This window comes from Desulfoplanes sp. (assembly GCF_054921335.1).
In genome coordinates, this window is record NZ_JBUDSQ010000027.1 from 1 (window position 1) to 21427 (window position 21427).

Genomic DNA, 21427 nt, shown 5'->3' on the forward strand with positions numbered 1-21427 from the left:
GCTATCTCCCACGAATCGCTACCAACCTGTCTGGTGACCCTTCCCAGAATGGTCTTTTCGGGCGCAGCCTCAGGCGTGAAGAATGTCTTGCGTTTCGGGCAGAAGAATCCCGAGCTCAGTGGTCTGGTCGCTGCCCGTGAAAGCTGATCCATATACTTGTCCGGCCGAAAAGTACCAGAGGCCGTATTGTCCAGGGCCGTGCGATAGGTGTCCACCACCCGGCAGAGGTAGGCCGAGGTCTTCATCCGTCCTTCGATCTTCAGCGAGGCAATCCGGTTGTTGACGAACCAGGGGAGGTATTTGACCAGGCAGAGATCCTGGGCGCTCAGGATGCGCGAGTAGTCTTCATCCTGGGTGATCTCCCAGAGCCCTTCACCGGGCCGGGTCCGTTCGTCCACCCGGATGGCCACGGTTTTATAGTCGAACCGGCAGGGATGGGTGCACAGCCCCAGGTTGGCCGAGCGTTGGTTCAGGTGTCCGCTCAGCAGGCACCTTCCTGAAATGGCCATGCACATGGCCCCGTGGACAAAAACCTCCAGCTCGAGACCGTCCACGTTCTCCGCCATACTCCGGATGGCCCGCGCACCGAGTTCTCTGGCCAGGTTGACCCGGCTCACCCCGATGTCCTTCCAGAACATGGCCGAAGAGCTGTTGGAGGTGTTGGCCTGGGTGCTCAGATGGATGGGGATGTGGGGGGCGATTTGTTGTGCCAGCCGGACAATGCCCGGATCGGCGATGATCAGGCCGTCAACCGGAAGCTCTGCCAGGTGTTCCAGGGTATCTGCCACTCGTGGGAGATGCTTCTCCCAGGCCAGGATGTTCAGACAATAATAGACGCCGACCCCGTTGGCATGGGCAAATTCAAGGGCTTGCGGCAGGTTGCGGGCTGAAAATCCCTGTGACTTGGCCCGCAGGTTGAGGGATGTTCCGCCAAGATACACGGCATCGGCCCCATAGGCCACGGCTGTTTCCAGCTTTTCGTAATTACCGGCCGGGGCCAGGAGTTCGGGGAGGGGAGACGACATAGGGGAAAGGAGGGGATTAAGGATGGAAGATAGAAGGGATATAGGATAAAGGATATGTGACACAAAGCGGACGAGTCCTATATCTTGTATCATATATCTTATATCCTTTGTCTTTTTTCAGCCCCCCACCCCCTGCTCTTTCCTGCGCTCCTTGAAGGCCTGAAGAATGGTGTACGGCCCCTCGAGATTGCCCCTGCCGACACCGAGTTCGATATCCGGTTTGACCGAGCCGTGGAAATCCGACGAGGTGCTCGGCAGGAGCTCGAACCGTTTGCAGAGATCGAGATATTTTTTTGTCTGACTGGGAGAATGCAGGGAATAATATGCCTCGAGCCCGTCTATGCCCAGTTTGCCGAGCCGTTCGATTTCTGCGGCTTCGGCGTCGCCGGAAAGGTCCAGGGAATAGGGGTGGGCCAGGACGATGGTCGCCTGTTCTTTGTTCAGTGCCCGGATGGCCATCTCCGGGGTCAGTTTGTCCTTGGGGATATAGGCGGAACCCGTCGATCCGAGGTATTGATCAAAGGCCTGCTGGATCGAAGACACGATCCCTTTTTGCATCAGGACCCTGGCAAAATGCGGGCGTCCCACCGTGCCGTCGCCAGCCAGATCGAGGATCTCCCGGTAGGTGACATCAATGCCGAGTCCGTTCAATTTGGCAATGATCCGTTCATTACGTGTGGCCCGTTTGTCCCGGAGATCCTTGAGCACCGTGTTCAGATGCGGGGCGTCCGGAGGCACCCAAAGACCCACGATATGCATGAACCCGGGCTGGAAGGTGACGCTCAGCTCACACCCCGGGATAACCTCGACCCCGTATTGTTTTCCTGCCTCCATGGCTTCATGCAGGCCGTTGGTGGTATCGTGATCGGTCAGGGCCAGGGCGCGAAGCCCCAAGTCGCTGGCGTGTTTGACCAGTTCGGTGGGCGTGAGTGTGCCGTCCGATGCCGTGGAGTGTGAATGGAGATCGATTTCCGCCATGGTGGTTTGTCCTTGTGGTGGCAGGCAAGAGTCAGGGCCTTGCAGTGGGGGGCAATGTCGGCCGGTTTTGCGCATAGTAAAAAAGGATAGCCCGGAATCGTGACTATCCTTTCAAAAAAAGACCAAGCAGCGTGTCTATTTGAAACGGTAGGTGATCCTACCCCGGGTCAGGTCGTAGGGAGAGAGTTCCACCTTGACCCGGTCACCCGGAAGGATACGGATATAGTATTTGCGCATTTTTCCGGAAATATGCCCCAGGATGATATGTCCGCTGTCCAGTTTGACCTGGAACATCGCATTGGGGAGTGCTTCTTCGACAACGCCTTCGACTTCGATCGCTTCTTCTTTGGCCATGTATTGGTACCCGTGTTTGCAGTGGTGATGGTCGTGCATCCCCAAAAAGGATGCTTGCTCTTTGATAAAACTAAATGCATAGCCGCAGCACCTGCCAAAGTCAACATCTCCATCCACTCTTGTCATTTGTCGCGTGACGGGGACGTATCGGGCTGGGAGAATCTTTGGTCGGATCGATATTTTTCGGCCTTGGAGGCATTGGTTTCCAGCCAGCCGGTAGCTGCCACCTCGGGGCTGTCGAATTTGGGGACAAAGGGTTTGATGTCCAAAAGTGGGGTGCCGTCGAGGATGTCCACCCCCCGGATGGTCAGGACCGGTCCCCGCCGTTCGACGAGGGTGACCACGGAAAGTCCGATGGGGTTGGGCCTGCGGGGCGCACGGGTGGCGAACAGACCATGTGTGGTGGTGTCCATGAACGGGGTTATCTCGAGACTGAACCCTTGGCTTGCGTGGAATGCATAGAGCAGTATGAGGTGGGAGAATCCCTCGAGATCCTTGAGCCCTTGGACAAAATCTTGGTAGACATGGACGGTGCCGGTCACGTCGGCTGCCCCGGATGGCTGTATGGGCATTCCCTCGAGCGCCTTGTGCGGGGAGTGGATCGTTCCTATGGGCTGGAAGCTGAACAACGGCATGGTGTTTCCTTGGAAATGGTGTCGGGATGGCGTGGATTCGTTCGTGCGTAAAAAAAATCCGTTCGTCAAGGAGTGGATATCGGCCCGGAAAGGGGTACGGATGTCGGTGTATGGATGAACGGATGGATATAGAGGAGAAAATTCCGTGTCTGCGATCAAACAAGAATGTGCCAGATGTGGTACGTGTTGCATGAAGGGAGGCCCCGGGCTGCACCCCGAGGACAAAAGGCTGCTCGAGGGCAAGGTCCTTGAGCCCGCTGACCTGGTTTGTTTCCGGAAGGGCGAATATGCTTTTGACCAGGCCGGTCAACGGTTGGCACCTCTTGAGAAGGAGTTGGTCAAGATCCGGGGGAAGAAAGGTTCCTGGGAGTGTCGTTTTTACGATCCCGCCCTCAAGGGGTGCCGGATTTATGGCCACCGTCCCCTGCAGTGCCGTGTCCTGATGTGTTGGAATACTCGCCCCATCGAGGAACTCATGCGCAGTGGTGAACGGCTCACCCGTTTAGAACTCGTCCCCGAGGGGTCGGCATTGGCAGGACTGATCATGGAACATGAAACCCGTTGCGCCCTGTCCACGGTCGGATCGATTGTCCGGGAGGACGGCATGGATGCTGTTGGCGCGCGCCAAAAGATTCTGGATATGTGTTCCTATGATCTCAGCTTCAGGGATGCTCTTCGGGAAAAGACAGGGGTCTTGGAAAATGTTCTGGAGTGTTATTTTGGCCGTCCCCTTTTCAGAGCCGTTTTGGGATATGCCCCCTGGTTCGCTTCCAGCGATTTTCTGGGATACTTTGTCGACCGCTAAACCAAAACCATTTTGGAATGTTGGGTTGTTATCGAACCTTTGATCCAATCGACGATCCGTAGAGGCACCCCTACGGTTTGGTTGCCTTGAAAGTACATCCAAAATCCATTTTGAAAACTTCGTGTTTCAACGTTGTTCTGGGTTAGCATCCATGTGCCTCCCGCCATCGATCAGGATTTCTTCCGGCAGGGACGTTTGCCGGGAAGGTTGTCCGGTCCTGCCCCCTGATCCGGTCCGGTCCCGCTTTGGCGTGCCCCAGCCTGCCGCCTTTCCCGCTGGATCACGGTGTCCCGGGCTATCCGGGTGCCGGAACCCTTTTGGTAGGAGATATGGGCCCGGGCTGCCCGGCAATGTGGGCGTGTCTCGTGACCAAGACGTTGAACCATTTCTCGAATAGGTGTATCAGAACGGAACATTGTTGTCAGAAACTTGACTGTGGGTGCAAGATTCTTATCTTACAGTCGGTTACCGATGAGCGGCCAGACAGGCCGCGTATCGTTGTGGTCACGATAGCCTGTACGATAACCCCTACGCACCCCATGGGTTCGGGATCCAAGCGCCCATAAGGGTGCACGTGGGAAAACATCAAGGAGAGACCTTATATGGGTGTTGAATATAAAGACTACTACAAACTACTCGGGGTTTCCAAGACCGCGCCCAAGGAAGAGATTTCCAAGGCGTTCAAGAAGTTGGCCCGCAAGTATCACCCCGATCTGAATCCTAACGATGCCGACGCGGAGAAGAAATTCAAGGAAATCAACGAGGCCCATGATGTCCTCAAGGATCCCGAAAAGAGGAAGCTCTATGATTCCCTGGGCCCCAACTGGAGGGACGGCCAGAATTTCCAGCCGCCTCCGGGGTTCGAGGATATGCATTTCGGCGGTGGTGGTCAGGGGTTTGGAGATTCCGGGTTCAGCGACTTTTTCGAGACCATTTTTGGTGGCGGGTTTGGTGGCGGTTTTTCCGGCCAGGGTGCCCGGTTCACCCGGCAGGGGGGGGGCGGTTTTTCGGGCGGTCCCTTTGGTGCCGGAGGCGGGATGTCCCGCAAGGGACGTGATGCCGACGTGGAGATCGAACTCGGTCTTGAGGACGCCTACCATGGGGGGAAAAAATCCATCTCTTTGCAGGAACAGGTTCCGACCCCGGGGGGCATGCCGCAGATGCGGACCAAGACCCTGGAGGTGAACATCCCCAAGGGGGTCAAGGACGGTTCCAGGATCCGCCTGTCCGGCCAGGGCAACCCGGGCATGGGCGGGGGGCCTGCCGGTGATCTGTACCTGAAGATCCGGATTGCCGGACACCCGAAGTACTCGGTGGACGGAACGACCATTATCTACGACCTGCCCCTGACCCCATGGGAGGCGGTACTCGGAACCACGGTCAGGGTGCCCACTCTGGACGGTGCGGTGGAGATGAACATCCCCGCCGGCATCAGCAGTGGTCAGAAAATGCGTGTCAAGGGCAAGGGACTGGGCAGTGGTGCCAAGCAGGGGGACCAGATGGTCCACGTGGTCATCAAGAGCCCTAAAAATATTTCCAAAGAGGAACGCACGCTCTGGGAGAAGATGGCCAAGATTTCGGATTTCACTCCCAGGGGATGATGGAACCTGAATAAAAAATATGCACAAGGATGTATCCATGGCTGTTCGACGGTCCTTTCAATAATCCGGAGGTTATCGGAATCATGCATGAAAAAACAATGACACCCCGTCCTGGGGCCGAGGTCCCGGCGCAATCATCCAAGGTCTGCCGGGAGGAGTTTGTGGAGGCGACCCGCATCCTTCCCGAGGTGCTGCAGGAGTTCGTGGAAAGCGATTGGCTCAGCGCCGAGCGGACCGCCCAGAACGAATATGTCTTTGCAACCAGGGATATACCCCGCATCCGCAAGGCGGCCCGTCTGTACAGGGATTTCGACCTGACCGCAGTGGGGGTGACCATCATCGTGGATCTGCTCAACCGGATCGAATTTTTGGAAGAAGAACTCCAAAGAGTCCGGCAAAAATACTGATTTTCGATCGTATCCGACAGGACCGTTGTAGAGTGGACAGCCGTGCAACCCAGCAAGGGAGGTACATACATGGACTTGAATAAATTCACACAGAAATCCCAGGAAGCCATTTCCCAGGCACAGAATATCGCCATCCGATTCGGGCATCAGGAGGTGGATGTGGAACATCTGCTCCTCTCCCTGGTCACCCAGGAACAGGGGTTGGTGGGCGTGCTTCTGGAAAAGGCAGGATACGATCCAGCGGCCTATGCCAAGGCCGTGGAGCAGGAGCTCGGCCGCCGTCCCAAGGTGAGTACCCCGGGGGGCGCGCCGGGTAACATCTATGTCAGCCAGCGGGTCAATGCCGTCCTCCTGGAGGGATTGGAACTGGCCGAAAAGATGAAAGACGAGTATGTCAGCGTGGAGCATGTCTTTCTGGCCCTGCTGGACGGGGGCGCGACCACGGACATCGGCAAGATCAACGCGCAATTCAAGATCGACAAGGACAAGATCCTCCAGACCATGACCGAGGTCCGGGGCAACCAGCGGGTGACCTCGGCCAATCCCGAGGAAACCTACGACGCCCTCAAAAAATATGGCCGGGATCTCGTGGAAGAAGCCAAGCAGGGCAAGCTCGATCCGGTCATCGGCCGTGACGGCGAGATCCGGCGGTGCATCCGGATTCTTTCCCGCCGGACCAAGAATAATCCCGTGCTCATAGGTGAGGCCGGAGTGGGCAAGACGGCCATCGTCGAGGGCCTGGCCCAGCGTATCCTCAAGCAGGATGTCCCCGAGGGACTCAAGGACAAGACCCTGTTCGCCCTGGACATGGGAGCGCTCATCGCAGGGGCCAAGTACCGGGGAGAATTTGAAGAGCGGCTCAAGGCGGTCCTCAAGGAGGTCCAGAAGTCCGGAGGAAGGATCATTCTTTTTATCGACGAGATCCATACCATTGTCGGGGCGGGCAAGACCGAAGGGGCCATGGACGCGGGGAACCTTTTGAAGCCCATGCTCGCCCGGGGGGAACTCCACTGCATCGGGGCGACGACCATCGACGAGTACCGCAGGTACATTGAAAAGGATCCGGCCCTGGAGCGGCGGTTCCAGCCGGTCATGGTCGAGGAACCGTCCGTGGAGGACGCCATCTCCATCCTCCGAGGCCTCAAGGAGCGGTTTGAGGTCCACCACGGCGTGCGCATCAGCGACAGCGCCCTGGTCAACGCGGTGACCCTTTCCAGCCGGTATATCACCGACCGGCAGCTGCCGGACAAGGCCATCGACCTGGTGGACGAGGCCGCGGCCATGATCCGTACGGAGATCGATTCCCTTCCCACGGAACTCGACGAGGTCAACCGGAAGATGATGCAGCTGGAGATCGAGCGGGAGGCCTTGAAAAAGGAGACCGACGCGGCCTCCAGAGAACGTCTGGAACGTCTGGAGAAGGAGCTCGTGGAGATCAGGGAGCGCCAGAGCGTGCTCATGGCCCAATGGGAAAAGGAAAAGAGCAGCATCGACGGGCTCAAGAATCTGAAAAAGGACATCGAGCAGACCCGGCTGGCCATTGACGAGGCCAAACGCAACTATGATCTGAACCGGGCCGCTGAACTCGAGTACGGTCGCCTGGCCCAGCTGACCCGGCAACTCGAGGAGAGTGAGCACGCCGGTCAGGGCCTTGAAGGTACCCGCCTCCTCAAAGAGGAGGTCGGTCCCGACGACATCGCCCAGATCGTGGCCAAATGGACCCATATCCCGGTGGACAAACTGGTTGAAGGGGAGCGGGAGAAGCTGCTCAAGCTCGGGGGCATCCTGCATGAGCGGGTTATCGGTCAGGATGAGGCCGTGGAGGCAGTGGCAGACGCGGTTCTTCGGGCCCGGGCGGGCCTGAAAGATCCCAACCGGCCCATCGGTTCGTTCATGTTCCTCGGCCCCACGGGCGTGGGCAAGACCGAGCTCTCCAAGACCCTGGCCCGGACCCTGTTCGACACCGTGGAAAACATGGTCCGGCTGGATATGTCCGAGTACATGGAGAAGCACACAGTGGCCCGGCTTATCGGGGCCCCTCCCGGGTATGTGGGGTACGATGAGGGCGGGCAGCTCACCGAGGCGGTCCGGCGCAAACCCTATAGTGTGGTCCTGTTTGACGAGATCGAAAAGGCCCATCCCGATGTGTTCAATGTCCTCCTCCAGATCCTGGACGACGGCCGGTTGACCGACAGCCATGGTCGGACCGTGGATTTCAAGAACACGATCATCATCATGACCTCGAATATGGGCTCGACCATCCTGCTCGACGGGATCACCCCGGAAGGAGAACTGGCCGATGGCGTCCGTGAGCAGGTATTGCAGACCCTGCGCGGCCATTTCCGTCCGGAGTTTCTGAACCGTGTGGACGAGGTTGTCCTGTTCAAGCCGTTGCTCAAGGAAGAGATCAAGAAGATCATCGACCTGCTTCTGGAAAGCCTCCAGGGACGGCTGGACGAGCGTAAGATCGGTCTGGAGCTCACGGATGGTGCCAGGGAATTGATCGCCGGCGAGGCCTATGATCCTGTCTATGGGGCCAGACCCCTGCACCGGTATCTCCAGGCGCACATCGAGACCCCTCTGGCCAAGGCGATCATTGGAGGCCAACTGCTCGAGGGAACCAATGTGGTCATCGACAGGGACGACAACGGATTGGTGGTCAGAAATTCCTAATACCATTTTTGCTCAATTCTGGCCAAAGAAAAGCGGCTGGAAGCCGCTTCTACCTTGCGGATCTGACTTTCCCAAAAAGGATCAGAACAAAGTAAAAATGGTATAACTAACCAGACACGGTTCATCGTCCGGCTGCTTGTCGGTGGATCGATGCACCGACAAGCAGCGCTTGACCCCCGGTCAGTCCCCTTGGATTGGCCGGGGTTTTTTGTCGCCTCCCGGCAGGCTGGGATCTAGAGAGGTGTTTGTATGCAGGCCGTCAGTGGCTGGATAGATACAACCGAACAATCATGCCCAGAGTGGACCCCAAAAAAGCCGGCCCGGATCCGGGCCGCCTTTTTTGGGGTGTTTGTGGGTGGTCATGGTTCACATCTTGGCCACGCTGGCCTTGATGTACTTGAGCAGCGGGGTCCCCCCCGTGGGTTCGGTGATATTGGGGGGCATAAGGGCCCCGGGAACGTTGATCCCGCCAAAATCCGGGAACGCGGGATCGCCTTCGAGCCCCCGTACGTGGCCATAGCCCCCGGCCGCGCCCAGTACGCCGGGTCTGATGCCCTCAGTGGGTTCCACTGTGATGGTCACGGACCCCCAGGGGGAGGCCACGGTCACGGTATCGCCCTTTTGGATATCCAGCCTGCGTGCATCTTCCTCATTCATGATCAGGGCGTTGGTTTTCCTGAGCTTCATCAGCTGGTAGTTGTTGAAGGTGGAGCAATGCTCGTGCTGCAGGATCCTGAAGTTGCCGAAGATGAAGGGAAACTCCGTGTCCGGTGTGAGCCCGGCATCGATCTGCTTATGATCGGGCAGTGCATCCACCCCTTTTTCCACGCTCACGGGATTGAGGAAATTGTATCTGCCGGTCCGGCTCGTGCCGGAGCTGCCATACCCCTTGGGGGTGTTGATGGTTCCCCAGTCCTTGTACTTATAGTAGGTGGCCGGGTCGGTGATCACATAGCCCTTTTCCTTGAGCTCCTGAAAATCCCAGGGCAGGTCGCGCATCTGGTTTGCAAAGGCCTCCTCCATGGTCGCCCAGGGCACGGCATCCTTCACGCCCATGCGGTCGGCCAGCCCCTGAACGATGCGGGCCATGGGCCGGGTGTCGTACATGGGTTCGACCACCTGGGCGAAATAGCTCAGGAACGCCTCGTACAGCCAGTCGGGTTTGACCTGACTCTGCTCCAGCCAGGTGGCATCGGGCAGGACCACATCGCTTACCAGGGCGGTGTTGCACATGAATGCGTCGATGGTCACGGAAAAGTCGAGCCCCTTCATGCCCCGGGTCACGGATCCGGAATTCCCCCAGGTCAGCACGGGATCGCCCCAATAGGAGACAAGCCCCTGAATGCGGCCGTCAGCGACCTGGTCCTCGAACTTGGCCGGGGACCAGCCCGACCAGAGCTGGAAATGGTCCACCTTGGGCGCGGGCGTTTTTTCGGGTTTGATCTGGCCGTCCCGCCAGGCCGAGCCGAGCTTGCGCTTCCAGGGCAGGCACGGACCGCCGGGGGCGTCAAAGGTGCCGCACAATCCGTTCAGTGCCTGGATGGCCGCCGTTGCCCAGTGGCCGTTGGGAGTCTGGGCCAGCCCCGACCAGGACATGACGCCCTTGGCCGTGGCCCGGGCGAACTCCCGGGCAATGGTCCGAAGGGTTCCGGCCGGGATGTCGCAGATGGGTTCGGCCCATTCCGGCGTTCTGGCCGTGCCGTCTTCATGGCCGAGAACACGGTCCCTGAAGGGTCCAAAGCCCGAGGTCCAGTCCCGGACAAACTCCTTGTCGTACAGCTCTTCACTGATGATCACATGGGCCATGGCCATGGCCGCGGCCCCGTCCGTGCCCGGTTTGATGGGCACCCAGGTGGTCGCCTTGGCCGCTGTTTCCGACTTGCGGGGGTCGAAGACCACGAGTTTGGCCCCCCGCTTGAGGGCGGCCTTGAGCCCGGCGGTCTTGCGCTGGCCATAGGATGTGGCCAGCTCATTGTTGCCGAAGAGGATGATGTAGTCGGACTGTTCGTAATTGATCCACGGCCGCTTGTCGTTCAGGTTGTGCTCGTTGGCCATGCGGTTGGCATTGTCACACATGGTCCTGTGGGTCCCCTTGGGGCAGCCCAGATGTTCGAAAAAGGTCTCGTGCACGAATCCGGCAAAATCGTTGCCCCGGAAATAGGCCAGCTTGCCCTGGGGGATTTCGGCCAAACGGGTGGCCACCAGGTCCAGGGCCTCGTCCCAGTTCGCCTTGCGGAACCGGTCGTTCTCCCGGATGAGCGGGGACTTGAGGCGGTAGGCGCTGTTCACGTGCTTGGGCGCTGCTCCCCCCTTGGGGCAGAGGCGGCCGTCTCCCTTGGGATCGCCCTTGAGTCCGGCCACCTTGACCAGAACCCCGTCCCTGACCTTGGCGGTCATCCCGCACAGGGCCCCGCAGGTGTAGCAATGGGTGGGAATCTCCTGCTCCGGCAGGGGAGAAGTGGCGCCGGGCAGGAGCAGCGGTGACGGGGAGCCGAGACCGGCTTTGTCTATCACTTGGGCCAGTCCCTGGATGCATGGTCCGCAGGGGGGGGCGGCTGCTGAGAGTGGGGCACACTCCGTGATAAAACCGCGGCAGATCCGGGCCCATTCCCGGTAAAAGGGGGAGGATCCATTCTTTTCCAGCTGGTCACAGAATGTGGGCACCCATTGCATAAGGTCCGAGGCGAGGAAATCCTCGTAGGCGTCCAGGTCTTCACGTTGGAGCAGGGTGGCGCATATCTCGAGCACCACGCTGACGTGTTCATCCAGATCGTTGAACTCTGGATCCACGTGCACGTCCATGGCCCGCAGGGTCTCGCGCACGCGGAACAGGGGTTCCTGCTGGACAACGGGAATCCCGGAGAGATGCACGGAGGCATAGGGGAAAACCGGGGATGATCCGGCGTTCAGAAAGAGGTCTGCGTATTCGTACCGGAGTTCCTTGAGCATGGCTTCCGGGGAGTCGGTACCCAGAAAGGCGGTCAATCGCTCCAGGGATTTTGCGGGGGTGGAATCTGCCGGGATTTCAGGGGTGATTTTGCCCTGGGAGCCGTTTGGCGCAAAGGTTTGGATGATTTTCAGGAAGGGCTCGTCCCTAAAAAGGGTTGCCAGAAAACGGTAGATGATTGCCCGGTTGGTCTTTGCCGTGGTTGTCATGGAGTCTCCTCCCGTTGATGGGCGCAGGGTGTGGACCCTTGTGTGCCTGTTTTTCATGAATCCGGATGGGGGTGGTCGTTACACCCCGTCCAGGTCCGCACGCCGTTATGGTCCCGTGAGTGTCGGTCGCGGTCCAGAGGTTGTGGGCCGGGGCATTGGTGCGGACGCTGGAAGGGGGGCAAGCGGGGCCGGTTGGGTATCCTTTGGTCACTATACAAAAATAATCATCCGGACAAAAAAGTCTGTATTCGTGAAAAAAACAACCGAGAGGGAACAAGCCGGTCATAAATTATGACACATTGTCTCCTCTCGGTTGAGAAAAAAATCACATGCGGGGAGGGATTACAGCATTGTTTTAATACGTAACTCGTCGGATTTATGATTTAAATAAAGTGGATCAGATCCATGAGGTCACTCATGATCAGGAAGGCCCTGTAGGCTTCCAGAATGGATTTTCCTTCCCAGGTCACGGTCCTGCCGTCTTTGCGCCGGGTGGCAGGCATGCGGAGGATGCGGTCCGCCCCCGAGGTGGTGGTCAGGGAGACCTGCATGGAGACGGGATCGGTTATGGTCAGGGGGGGGCGGAGGCGGCAGAGGGTGGGGGAGAAGAATCTTGTCGTTTCTGTCTGGCCCCAAGGGCACGGAGGAAAGGGGTATGCAGCACAATGGAAACAAAGCAAAAAGGCCCGCAATATATGTTGCAGGCCTTTTTGCTTTATTTGTTCTCAGCATTCCTGTGCCCATGCGCGGGAAGAATTTTTTCTTCATCCCCGCATTCGGCCGCAAATTCGCAGCACATGGCCTCTTTGTAGGTTTCGATTTCATCCCGGTACATCGCCAGGGGAACATCCATGTGGCAGGACCTGCACACGACGCGTCCCTTGGCTCAGGTCCCCCGGATTTCGGCGGGGCCACCGCAGAAGATGCATCGTAGTTCAGCCATGCTAGTTCTCGAGCTGCTGGATGCCTTCCAGGACCCAGTTGTCCCCGGATTTGTTTTCATACTTGCTGAAATGCCAGACCTCGCGGACCTGTTCGGTGTCCTGGCTTGCGGGATCTTCGCGCATGAGCACGTCGAAATAGACCGTGGCCACGGTCTGGTTGCCCATGGTCTTGACCTCGAGGATTTCGCCGTTGATGAGGAGGATTTCCGTGGTCCCCGGGGTGGGGTCATTTTTGTACTGCTCTTCAATGAACGTGTACACTTCCGGGGAGGTGAATGTCCGTATATCGTTCATGTCCCGTTTGTCCCAGGACGTTTGCAGCCTCTGGTATACGGTCTTGGCTCCCTCCATGAAGTCTTCCTGGTCGAAGCCGGGAGGGATGGTTGCCGATTGGGTCGTACCGGTGGTTGGGCCGGATCCGGACTGCAGGTTGTCCCAGGCCGATCCCCCCGAGGGGGACGTATCATGGGTGCGCGCGGATTGGCGGTTCATGGTGTAGGGATTGCCGCCCGAGGATGTGGCCCCCACCGATGCCTCGCGCCGTTTGCGCAGAAAGCGCATCAGCAGAAAAATACCCCCTCCGATGAGCAGCAGGTCCAGCAGGTTGGGACCCATGAAATGCCCGCCGCCGAACATGGAGCCGAGCAGGCCACCCATGAGCATGCCGCCGAGCATGCCGCCGAACATACCGCCCCAACGGCTACGGTTGGGTGTCTGGCCCGCACGATTGTTGCGGGTGCTCTGCTTCCCGAAATTCTTGGACGGCGTGGACCGGGAATACTTGTTGGAATAGGACGAACGTCCGCCAAAGGACCTCCCCCCACCAAACCGTTTGGCCTCGGCGGTCTGGACCATGGCCATGACGGTCAGGGTGACAAGCATGATCGGAAGCAGGATGAGGATATGCTTGAGACGCATAGTGACTCCTTTTTTTTGCAAGATACAGAATATAGGATAAACGATAAACGATATAAGATACAACAGGGGATCGCCATCGATCAATAACGCAACGGCTTTACATCCGTAGGGGCGATTCGAATCGCCCCTACGACTGTAGATGTGCGTGCGTCATCGATTCGCCGTAGAGGAATGCGTGTACTCGACGTATCCTGGAGAGCACGGCCTACGCCGGGATGACGGGGACATTATACTGTTTGACGGGCGCAAAAAACGGGAACGAACAACTCGAACGGGAATATCAAATAAGGAGGAATCGGAAGACGTCAAGGAAAATCGCTCCATACACAAACAGGGACGTCGTAAAAGACGCCCCTGTTAGAGAAGCCGGGCACCCAAAAGTAACTGTTACCGCTGCTCCCTCTCGGGCCTGACGGGGTTGGCAGCACTCCTGCCGCCCGGCTTCACTCTGTGTCTGGGGATTCGATGGGATGAGAAATATCGGATAAGAAAAAAAATGGCGGAGAGGAGAGGATTCGAACCTCCGGTACCCGGTTAGGGTACACACACTTTCCAGGCGTGCGCCTTCAGCCAGACTCGGCCACCTCTCCGCAACAGAAATGCGTAGCTAAACAAAACCGCTCTGTTTGGCAAGAAAAAAAACGGGAGAATTGAACTTTTTTTTCTCCCGTTCTTTGGACGAGCACGGTAGGGGGTGCCGGACCACTACATTTTTGAAAAATGGAGTCTTTAGCCGGTATATTGGCCGTACAACGGAGCAAAGATCCCGCGCTCCCGGGAACAAGCCTCTCCGATCCCCAAAAAGCCGTATGCCAAACCGGGGTCGGTTCGTTCACGGCGTACCGCAAGCCGTGCGCTGAGCACTTCCCGCTAAATCCCCATGATGTTGTAACCGGAATCCACATAGATGACCTCGCCCGTGGTCCCGGTGGACAGATCCGAGGCCAGGTACAGGGCCGCCTTGCCCACGTCTTCCTGGGTGACGTTCCTGTGCAGGGGGGCGCGTTCCTCAATGGTGTGTAGGATGGTCTTGAACCCCGATATCCCCGATGAGGCCAGGGTCTTGATGGGGCCCGCGCTCAACGCGTTGATCCTGACGCCCTTTTCACCGAGATCCGCGGCCAGATAGCGGACACATGCCTCCAACGTGGCCTTGGCCACACCCATGACGTTGTAATTGGTGATCACCTTTTCCGATCCATAGTAGGTCATGGCCATGACCGAACCGCCCCGGGTCATTATGGGCTCAAAGGCCCTGCACAGACTGACCAGAGAGTAGGCCGAGATATTCTGGGCCAAAAGGAATCCGTCTCTGGACGTATCGATGAACCGTCCCTTGAGATCGTTGCGGTTGGCAAAGGCCACCGAGTGGACCAGGATATCGATGTCCCCCCAAGATTCCTTGACCGTATCGGCGCAGCGGCTCACGTCCTCGTCGCTGGTCACGTCGCACTGGACAAGCAGTTCGGCATCGAGTTCCTCGGCAATGGGGTCGATGCGCTTCTTGATGGCCTCGCCCGCGTAACTCATAGCCAGTTTTGCCCCCTGTTTTTTCATCTGGGAAGCGATGCCATAGGCGATGCTCCGCTCGTTGGCGATGCCGAAAATAAGAGCTTTTTTTCCTTGTAAAAGCATGGATCATTCCTCGTTCGTTCGAATGGTAGGTTGAGTGGGTGCTCAGTGCATGGTGCCCAGAAAATCCGGGAACGGCCTGGCCGTTCCCGGATTATTGTGTCGGCGGATCAGCATGTGATGCGTGTGGGGTGCAGTTCACCACGGTCCGATCTAGAGGTCAAGTTCTCGACCGGTCAGTAAATGGTACGCTTCGAGATATTTTTCCCGGGTGTTGGTGATGACGTCGTCCGGCAGGGTCGGAGGGGGAGGGGTTTTGTCCCATCCGGTCCCGGCCAGCCAGTCTCTGAGATACTGCTTGTCAAAGCTGGGTTGGCCCTTGCCTGGTGCGTACCCCTGAACCGGCCAGAATCGGGATGAGTCGGGTGTCAGTACCTCGTCGATGAGCAGAAGCTCCTTGCCCTGGAGGCCGAATTCAAACTTGGTGTCCGCAATGATGATATCCCGCTTACTGGCATAGGCCGATGCCTGTTCATAGATGGACAGGACCACGTCTTCGATCGTTTTGACCAGGCCTTCGCCGGTCAGCTCTCTGGCCTTGCCCATGGTGATGTTCTCGTCGTGTTCGCCGAGTTCGGCCTTGGTGGACGGGGTGAACAGAGGTGTGGGAAGTTGCTGGGATTCCTGGAGATCCCCAGGAAGTTCGTACCCGCAGACCTTGCCCGATTTCTGGTAGTCCTTCCACCCGGAACCGGTGATATACCCGCGAACAATACACTCGATAGGCAGGGGCTTGGCCTTTTTGACCAGAACGGAACGCCCTTCGAGCTGGTCGGCATACGGGGCCAGGGGCGCGGGGAAGTCCTCCACGTCCGTGGCCAGGAGATGGTTGGCTATGATGTCCTTGAACCTGTCCATCCAGAAGATGGTGATCTGGTTGAGGATGACTCCCTTGTAGGGAATGGGCTCGTCCATGATCACGTCAAAGGCGCTCATCCGGTCGGTGGTCACGATGAGCAGGGTCGACTCGTCGATCTCATAGATGTCCCGCACCTTGCCGCGGGAGAGGAGGGGGTATTCCTTGATGTCTGTTCGGGTAACAATCTGCATGGGGACCTCGGGGGGGGGAAGAGGTTGTATGTTTTATGTTTTACATTTTATGTTTTAGGGAAAGGCGGAGGGGTGAAAGATATAGGATGTAAGATATAGAGGATATAAGATAAAGGATAGAGGACGGTTGGGGATGTGTCGGGATTTGGATGACAGGTGGCATTTTTCGAGACGTATCTTTGCCCTATTCCGTCATCCCGGCGAAGGCCGGGATGACCTCAGACTTTCGACCGCGGATGTCCGTTCCCTGCCTCCCGGGGCTCGGCCAAAGGGGAGGCACGGGGGCCTTCCCCTACGGGAATCTTATATCCTATATCCTTCCATCCTATATCCTTTAGTTCTTCTTCATCCGTCGTTCCATACTCCTCGCATGGGCCTCGAGCTGTTCCATGCGGGCGAGGCGGGCGATTTTCGTGCCATGTTCCTGGATATAGGTGTCGCTGGCCGCGATGATGCTCGTTTTTTTGCAGAAAGTCTCAACCGAAAGGGCCGAGGAAAACCGGGCCGTGGACAGGGTGGGCAGGACGTGGTTGGGGCCGGCAAAATAGTCGCCCACGGGTTCCGGGGTGTGGTGGCCCATGAACACGGCGCCCGCGTTTTTGACCTTGCCGATCATGGACCAGGGGTCGCTCACGCAGAGTTCGAAATGCTCGGGGGCGATCTTGTTGACCAGTTCCAATCCGGTGTCCATGTCCGGAACGTGGATGCACGCGCTCCAGTCCTTCAGACAGGCGGCTGCGATCTCCCGTCGCGGCAGCTCTTCAACCTGACGGCACAGGGCCTCTCGGGTCTGTGCCAGGATGTCCTTGTCCGGAGAAATGAGCAGGGACGAGGCCAGAGGATCATGTTCGGCCTGGGAGAGAAGATCCGCAGCCAGCCATTCCGGGGTGGCGGATGCGTCGGCCAGAATGGCGATTTCGCTCGGGCCTGCGATCATGTCGATGCCCACTTCGCCGACCAGAATACGTTTGGCCGTGGTCACGAAGATATTGCCCGGCCCGGCGATCACGTCCACCTGTGGGACGGATTCCGTCCCGTAGGCCAGCGCGGCGATGGCCCAGGCACTCCCGGCCCGGAAGATTTTGTTGATCCCCAGAATGTCCGCGGCTGCCAGGATGGATGGGTTCAGGGTACCGTCCTTCCTGGGCGGGGAGACGATCACGATCTCACCCACCCCGGCCACCTGGGCCGGGATGGCGTTCATGAGCAGGCTGGAGATGAGCGGGGTCTCTCCGCCCTGTCCCCCGGGAACGTACAACCCGGCGCGGTCCACGGCGGAGACCATCTGGCCGAGGATGGTTCCGTTTTTCTGGGTGACCATCCACGACTGCTGTTTTTGGTTCTCGTGGAACGAACGGATATTGTCCGCGGCTTCCCGAATGATGGCCTTGTCTTCTGCGGAAACTCCGGCGCAGCCGGTCTGTATTTCTTCAGGAGTGACCGCGATATTGGACGGGGAAAACTCGGGACAGTCGAATCTGGACGTGTATTCGGCAAGGGCCTGGTCGCCGCGGATTTTGATCGCTCCGAGGATCTCGAGAACGGGTTTCTCCACGGACTGTTTGGGTCCCTTGCGTCCAGCCAGCCAGTCGTTGATGGGCGACCAGGAGGACGTATCGGTATAGGTGATATCACGGCAGGGCATGGGGGCTCCTTGGGGATCGATGGATCGGTTTGAAAAAGACCGGACGTGAGCGGTTTGACCGCGTGCAAAATAGAAAAAATAAGCGGGGCACCAAGGGATGTCAATCCAAGGGGGAATGGGGAGGAAGCACGGGGGAGGTTCCGCTCGGGACAATGGAATGCTGGCATGTGAAATGCCGGTGCGTCCGTCGTTACCGGGTGGTCGGCCCCTTCTACCCCAGTTGTTTGCCGCTGCGTGGTCGCATTGCCGAGCAGACGCTCGACGGTCCAGGGAGCTGGACAACATACGCCGGCCGCTCCGCAATGAGAAATATATTATGGATGGGCTGTGAGGATCATGAGCCAGGTGAGGCCCGAGAGCACAAGGGCCAGAAACACGGCGGCCGATCCCAGATCCTTGGCCCTGCCTGCCAGGCGCGCATAGTCCGGGCTGACCAGGTCGACCACGGCTTCCACTGCCGAGTTGAGCAGCTCCACGGCCATGACCAGGATCCAGGATCCGGCCAAAAGAATTTTTTCTGCCATGTCATCGCCCAGGTAGATGCCCAGAGGAATGATGATGGCGGCGAGGATCAATTCCTGTCTAAAGGCGTGTTCGTGGCGTACGGCCGCGGTCAGCCCTTTCCAGGAATAGTGGCAGGCCGGAACAAGATGGGTGAATGGATTGGATTCGGGTTTGGGCATAGTATGGTGGCTTTCGACCGTTGTCCCGGGAGACGGCTTGTTGTTGGGAGGAGACGGGGTACGGGGACGGCCGTGGTCGTTATGCGGTGCACAGAGCCGAACATGGCGTCATTGTAAGGACTTGATCCGGGATCGTTATGCGTTTGGCGTTGCCTTGACGTACGGGGCAGGTGCTTGGCCTACAAGATCCGGGCCCGCGCCATGGCAGAGGTTTTCAGGCCTCGCCGGACGGTCCTTCATCCACATGGCTATGGCCCTGGCCACGCCGGCATGGTCGTTGTCCGGGACGCCGGGGAATCGTTCCACAAGATCCCGGGGGGCATTGGCGACCACAAAGGGATGTAGGCTCATCTCCAGCAGGTCCAGGTCATTGTAATCGTTGCCTATGGCCATGGTGTGGTGCAGGGGAATGTTCAATGATGCGCACAGCCATGCGGCGGCATGGGCTTTGGATGTCTGGGCCGGAAATATTTCCACCCAGGTCGAGGTGTGGTCAAAAGGCGATGTCGCTCGAATGACACTCAGCCCGGCAAGCTCGGCACGTACGTGGACCAAGGGCTCAAGCCCTTGCCAGGGCGGAATGATGGCCACGAATTGGCTGGCTTGTTCCCAGGTCTGCCCCGGTTCAAGGGGGTGTCCCCATTGTTCGTGTACCTTGAGCCGGGTCATGAAGTCCGGGTTGGGACCGCCACGCTGCTCATAAGAGAAACAATGGTTGTCCGGAATGGGATGGTGGAGCATGAAATCCAGCCCGGCCCGACGGAGGACACCCATCGCCAGATTGATTTCATCCCGGCGCAGGGTTGTAGCTCGAAGGATTGCCCGGTCAGCCAGGGAAGCCACGCCCGCCCCGGTGGAAAAGATGACATAATCCGCTGGGAAGTCCGGTCCGACCGCTCCGAGAAACGAGGAGAGCGAGCGCCCCGTGGCCACGACCCTGATGATTCCTTGTTCCTTCAGCCCCTGGAGTGCGGCCCTGTCCACGGGGGACAGGGTGCGGTCACTGCGCAACAGGGTTCCATCCAGATCCGTGAACACGATGCCGGATGGGAGGCCGGAAGGGGCAACGGGACGGGGGATGTTTGGATGCATGGCAAGACCGTAGTTGTTGGTGTGGAATATGGACATACGGCCAGACAATGGAAAGGTCCAGTCGAGGGTCCCGGCCCTCCCTGTGCAGGTCCATTCCGGGACCGTCTTGTTCGGTTGTTGGTACCTAACCCGTGAAAGTCTGCCCTAAAAAACAAGAAAATTCTGCAACCGGTTGAACGTACAACGTAAACCCCAAAACTGCGGCTTGGCCGCATTAGAGTTTTTCTAATTCGTGTTCCAGGATATCCTTGTCGGCCTGGGATGCCGTATAGATGAGCTTGGTCCGGCGTACGATGATGTCTCGCAGAGATCCCGCCTTTTCAACGTCCTTCATGTAGGCGAGTTCTCCCCGGCACAGCCCGGGCAGGATCTCCTGTTCGAATCCCTTTTCCTCGAGCACATACCTGGCCACCTCGAGCCATTGGGATCCGTGCCGTTTGGTCCATTCCTCCACAAGTCCCTGCCGCACGCCCCGTTTATGCAATCGCCGGGTCCAGGCATGAGCGAGTCCCTCGGGAACCGTGCCCGCGCCGATGATCGGATCCCGGTCGGTGTGGTGGTTGCGGGGTGCAGCCGGAACCAGGTCACCCGCGATCCGGTCGACCACTTTTTCTCCGAGAGAACGGTAGGTCGTCAGCTTGCCCCCGAATACGCCCAGGTAGCCCGAGCCCACGGACTGATGATCGTCGACAATGGAGTATTCCCGGGACATGGTGGTCATGCTCGACTCGCCGTGGGAAACCAGACTCCGTACGCCGGAGTAGATGTGCAGGACGTCGTCCTGGGTCAGCTTGCTCGTTGGAAAGTAGTGGTTGGTCACATCGATGAGATACCCGATTTCTTCCTCGCTCGGGGGGATGGTGTCGAATTCGTCCCCCGTGAATTCGGATTCCGTGGTCCCGATGAGGGTGAAGTTGTCCTTCCAGGGAAGGACAAAGACGATCCGCCCATCGGCAGGCATGACCAGAAATCCGGTATGGTCGAACATTCTGGGGACCACGAAATGGATGCCACGGACATATCTGAGGTCCGGATGTCCGGCCTGTTGCGAGAGCTCCCGGTCGAGACCGGGGACCCAGGGGCCGGCCGCGTTGACCAGATATCTGCACCTGACCAGGTGGTCCGTTCCCGAACGATTGTCATGGAGCTCGAGTTCGTAATGGGTGCCCTTGGCCCGGACATCCTTTGCCGTCATGAAATTGTGGACGTCGGCCCCGTAGATTTCCGCGGTCAGGGCCGTCGCCAGGCACAGGCGCGAATCGTCTGTCTGGGCGTCTGAGTATTGGAGCACGGCGGAGAGATCGTCCTGGCGGAGCATGGACAGCCCCTGCAGCTCGCGGGCGGTCAACCGGCTCGAGGGCTGGAGATTCTGACGGCCTGCAAACAGGTCATAGAGCTTGCATCCTGTCTGGACCATCCATGCGGGACGTTTGTCGTCTTTGTACACGGGAATGTTGAACCGCAGCGGATGGACCAGGTGGGGCGCTGTCTGCAGGAGAACCCGGCGTTCCTTGAGGGCCTCACGGACCAGTTTGAAGTCATAGTTTTCCAGGTACCGGATGCCTCCATGGACCAGTTTGGAGCTCTGTCCCGAGGTGGCATGGCCGAAATCCTTTTTTTCCACGAGCAGCGTGGAGTATCCTCTGGAGGCCGCTTCCCTGGCCACCCCGGTTCCGTTGATGCCGCCGCCGATGACGGCGACCTGGTAGTCTTTGCGCAGCATATTGGGTATTCCTTGGTTTTTTATTTTATAACAGCGATAGGATCGGACACCCCCCCCCGGTCGGCAGGGGGAGCGGTGCGATCTTTGGATGGCGCGGAACGGCCAA

19 protein-coding genes, 1 tRNA gene and 1 other RNA gene are annotated in these 21427 nt (G+C 58.4%); 4 read left to right on the top strand and 17 right to left on the bottom strand.

The annotated features are described in order from the left end of the window. The 4 genes from ACY692_RS07735 to tsaA form a co-directional block, all read right to left on the bottom strand. A partial coding sequence (locus ACY692_RS07735; protein ID WP_462324779.1) for a peptidase U32 family protein occupies positions 1-1025 on the bottom strand: 1025 nt, incomplete at its 3' end. 117 nt (positions 1026-1142) lie between these two features. Next, a complete protein-coding gene (locus tag ACY692_RS07740; RefSeq protein ID WP_462324780.1) occupies positions 1143-2003 on the bottom strand; it encodes a PHP domain-containing protein in 861 nt (286 codons plus the stop codon). Between the two features lie 135 nt (positions 2004-2138). Further along, on the bottom strand, positions 2139-2357 hold the full coding sequence (gene infA, locus ACY692_RS07745) for a translation initiation factor IF-1 (protein ID WP_462324812.1): 219 nt from the start codon (positions 2355-2357) through the stop codon (positions 2139-2141). A 122-nt stretch (positions 2358-2479) separates the two neighbouring features. Then, complete coding sequence (gene tsaA, locus ACY692_RS07750; RefSeq protein WP_462324781.1) at positions 2480-2992, bottom strand: tRNA (N6-threonylcarbamoyladenosine(37)-N6)-methyltransferase TrmO; 513 nt, start codon at positions 2990-2992, stop codon at positions 2480-2482. Positions 2993-3137: 145 nt separating this feature from the next. Here tsaA and ACY692_RS07755 point away from each other — a divergent pair, with 145 nt between their 5' ends. Continuing rightward, a complete protein-coding gene (locus ACY692_RS07755; RefSeq protein ID WP_462324782.1) occupies positions 3138-3797 on the top strand; it encodes a YkgJ family cysteine cluster protein in 660 nt (219 codons plus the stop codon). 170 nt (positions 3798-3967) lie between these two features. On the opposite strand, the gene ACY692_RS07760 is transcribed toward ACY692_RS07755, so the two are convergent. Then, entirely contained in the window at positions 3968-4213 is a 246-nt protein-coding gene (locus ACY692_RS07760; RefSeq protein ID WP_462324783.1) for a hypothetical protein, read from the bottom strand. A 186-nt stretch (positions 4214-4399) separates the two neighbouring features. Between ACY692_RS07760 and ACY692_RS07765 the strand changes: the two genes are divergently transcribed. The 3 genes from ACY692_RS07765 to clpB all read left to right on the top strand — a co-directional run bounded on the left by ACY692_RS07765 (position 4400) and on the right by clpB (position 8478). Continuing rightward, positions 4400-5398: a DnaJ C-terminal domain-containing protein gene (locus tag ACY692_RS07765; protein ID WP_462324784.1), complete on the top strand. Its 999-nt coding sequence runs from the start codon at positions 4400-4402 to the stop codon at positions 5396-5398. Positions 5399-5481: 83 nt separating this feature from the next. Then, entirely contained in the window at positions 5482-5805 is a 324-nt protein-coding gene (locus ACY692_RS07770) for a chaperone modulator CbpM (protein ID WP_462324785.1), read from the top strand. A 69-nt stretch (positions 5806-5874) separates the two neighbouring features. Further along, a complete protein-coding gene (gene clpB, locus ACY692_RS07775; protein ID WP_462324786.1) occupies positions 5875-8478 on the top strand; it encodes an ATP-dependent chaperone ClpB in 2604 nt (867 codons plus the stop codon). A 366-nt stretch (positions 8479-8844) separates the two neighbouring features. On the opposite strand, the gene ACY692_RS07780 is transcribed toward clpB, so the two are convergent. The 12 genes from ACY692_RS07780 to glpD all read right to left on the bottom strand — a co-directional run bounded on the left by ACY692_RS07780 (position 8845) and on the right by glpD (position 21321). After that, a complete protein-coding gene (locus ACY692_RS07780) occupies positions 8845-11634 on the bottom strand; it encodes a molybdopterin-dependent oxidoreductase (RefSeq protein WP_462324787.1) in 2790 nt (929 codons plus the stop codon). Positions 11635-12017: 383 nt separating this feature from the next. Then, positions 12018-12326 (bottom strand): M55 family metallopeptidase, encoded by a 309-nt coding sequence (locus tag ACY692_RS07785; RefSeq protein ID WP_462324788.1) that lies wholly within the window; start codon positions 12324-12326, stop codon positions 12018-12020. A 23-nt stretch (positions 12327-12349) separates the two neighbouring features. Further along, positions 12350-12487 (bottom strand): hypothetical protein, encoded by a 138-nt coding sequence (locus ACY692_RS07790; protein WP_462324789.1) that lies wholly within the window; start codon positions 12485-12487, stop codon positions 12350-12352. A gap of 91 nt (positions 12488-12578) precedes the next feature. Further along, positions 12579-13496 carry a Tim44 domain-containing protein gene (locus tag ACY692_RS07795; protein ID WP_462324790.1) on the bottom strand — a complete coding sequence of 306 codons (918 nt, stop codon included), beginning with the start codon at positions 13494-13496 and terminating at the stop codon, positions 12579-12581. Between the two features lie 354 nt (positions 13497-13850). After that, positions 13851-13946: signal recognition particle sRNA small type (ffs, locus tag ACY692_RS07800), an RNA gene on the bottom strand. 47 nt (positions 13947-13993) lie between these two features. Continuing rightward, a tRNA-Ser gene (locus ACY692_RS07805) sits at positions 13994-14086 on the bottom strand. Positions 14087-14366: 280 nt separating this feature from the next. Continuing rightward, positions 14367-15131 (bottom strand): enoyl-ACP reductase FabI, encoded by a 765-nt coding sequence (locus ACY692_RS07810; RefSeq protein WP_462324791.1) that lies wholly within the window; start codon positions 15129-15131, stop codon positions 14367-14369. Between the two features lie 150 nt (positions 15132-15281). Next, entirely contained in the window at positions 15282-16178 is an 897-nt protein-coding gene (locus tag ACY692_RS07815; protein WP_462324792.1) for a phosphoribosylaminoimidazolesuccinocarboxamide synthase, read from the bottom strand. 334 nt (positions 16179-16512) lie between these two features. Further along, a complete protein-coding gene (gene hisD / locus ACY692_RS07820; protein WP_462324793.1) occupies positions 16513-17823 on the bottom strand; it encodes a histidinol dehydrogenase in 1311 nt (436 codons plus the stop codon). 314 nt (positions 17824-18137) lie between these two features. Further along, positions 18138-18506, bottom strand: a complete 369-nt coding sequence (locus ACY692_RS07825; RefSeq protein WP_462324794.1) for a diacylglycerol kinase — start codon at positions 18504-18506, stop codon at positions 18138-18140. Positions 18507-18641: 135 nt separating this feature from the next. Then, positions 18642-19598 (bottom strand): HAD family hydrolase, encoded by a 957-nt coding sequence (locus ACY692_RS07830; RefSeq protein WP_462324795.1) that lies wholly within the window; start codon positions 19596-19598, stop codon positions 18642-18644. A 214-nt stretch (positions 19599-19812) separates the two neighbouring features. Beyond that, positions 19813-21321 carry a glycerol-3-phosphate dehydrogenase gene (glpD, locus tag ACY692_RS07835; protein WP_462324796.1) on the bottom strand — a complete coding sequence of 503 codons (1509 nt, stop codon included), beginning with the start codon at positions 21319-21321 and terminating at the stop codon, positions 19813-19815. Positions 21322-21427: the final 106 nt, after the last annotated feature.

Bases quoted from the DNA above. Each gene is read 5' to 3' on its own strand.
- ACY692_RS07740 (WP_462324780.1), bottom strand. From the start codon at position 2,003: ATGGCGGAAATCGATCTCCATTCACACTCCACGGCATCGGACGGCACA.
- infA (WP_462324812.1), bottom strand. From the start codon at position 2,357: ATGGCCAAAGAAGAAGCGATCGAAGTCGAAGGCGTTGTCGAAGAAGCA.
- tsaA (WP_462324781.1), bottom strand. From the start codon at position 2,992: ATGCCGTTGTTCAGCTTCCAGCCCATAGGAACGATCCACTCCCCGCAC.
- ACY692_RS07760 (WP_462324783.1), bottom strand. From the start codon at position 4,213: ATGTTCCGTTCTGATACACCTATTCGAGAAATGGTTCAACGTCTTGGT.
- ACY692_RS07765 (WP_462324784.1), top strand. From the start codon at position 4,400: ATGGGTGTTGAATATAAAGACTACTACAAACTACTCGGGGTTTCCAAG.
- ACY692_RS07770 (WP_462324785.1), top strand. From the start codon at position 5,482: ATGCATGAAAAAACAATGACACCCCGTCCTGGGGCCGAGGTCCCGGCG.
- clpB (WP_462324786.1), top strand. From the start codon at position 5,875: ATGGACTTGAATAAATTCACACAGAAATCCCAGGAAGCCATTTCCCAG.
- ACY692_RS07780 (WP_462324787.1), bottom strand. From the start codon at position 11,634: ATGACAACCACGGCAAAGACCAACCGGGCAATCATCTACCGTTTTCTG.
- ACY692_RS07790 (WP_462324789.1), bottom strand. From the start codon at position 12,487: ATGGATGTTCCCCTGGCGATGTACCGGGATGAAATCGAAACCTACAAA.
- ACY692_RS07795 (WP_462324790.1), bottom strand. From the start codon at position 13,496: ATGCGTCTCAAGCATATCCTCATCCTGCTTCCGATCATGCTTGTCACC.
- ACY692_RS07810 (WP_462324791.1), bottom strand. From the start codon at position 15,131: ATGCTTTTACAAGGAAAAAAAGCTCTTATTTTCGGCATCGCCAACGAG.
- ACY692_RS07815 (WP_462324792.1), bottom strand. From the start codon at position 16,178: ATGCAGATTGTTACCCGAACAGACATCAAGGAATACCCCCTCCTCTCC.
- hisD (WP_462324793.1), bottom strand. From the start codon at position 17,823: ATGCCCTGCCGTGATATCACCTATACCGATACGTCCTCCTGGTCGCCC.
- ACY692_RS07825 (WP_462324794.1), bottom strand. From the start codon at position 18,506: ATGCCCAAACCCGAATCCAATCCATTCACCCATCTTGTTCCGGCCTGC.
- ACY692_RS07830 (WP_462324795.1), bottom strand. From the start codon at position 19,598: ATGCATCCAAACATCCCCCGTCCCGTTGCCCCTTCCGGCCTCCCATCC.
- glpD (WP_462324796.1), bottom strand. From the start codon at position 21,321: ATGCTGCGCAAAGACTACCAGGTCGCCGTCATCGGCGGCGGCATCAAC.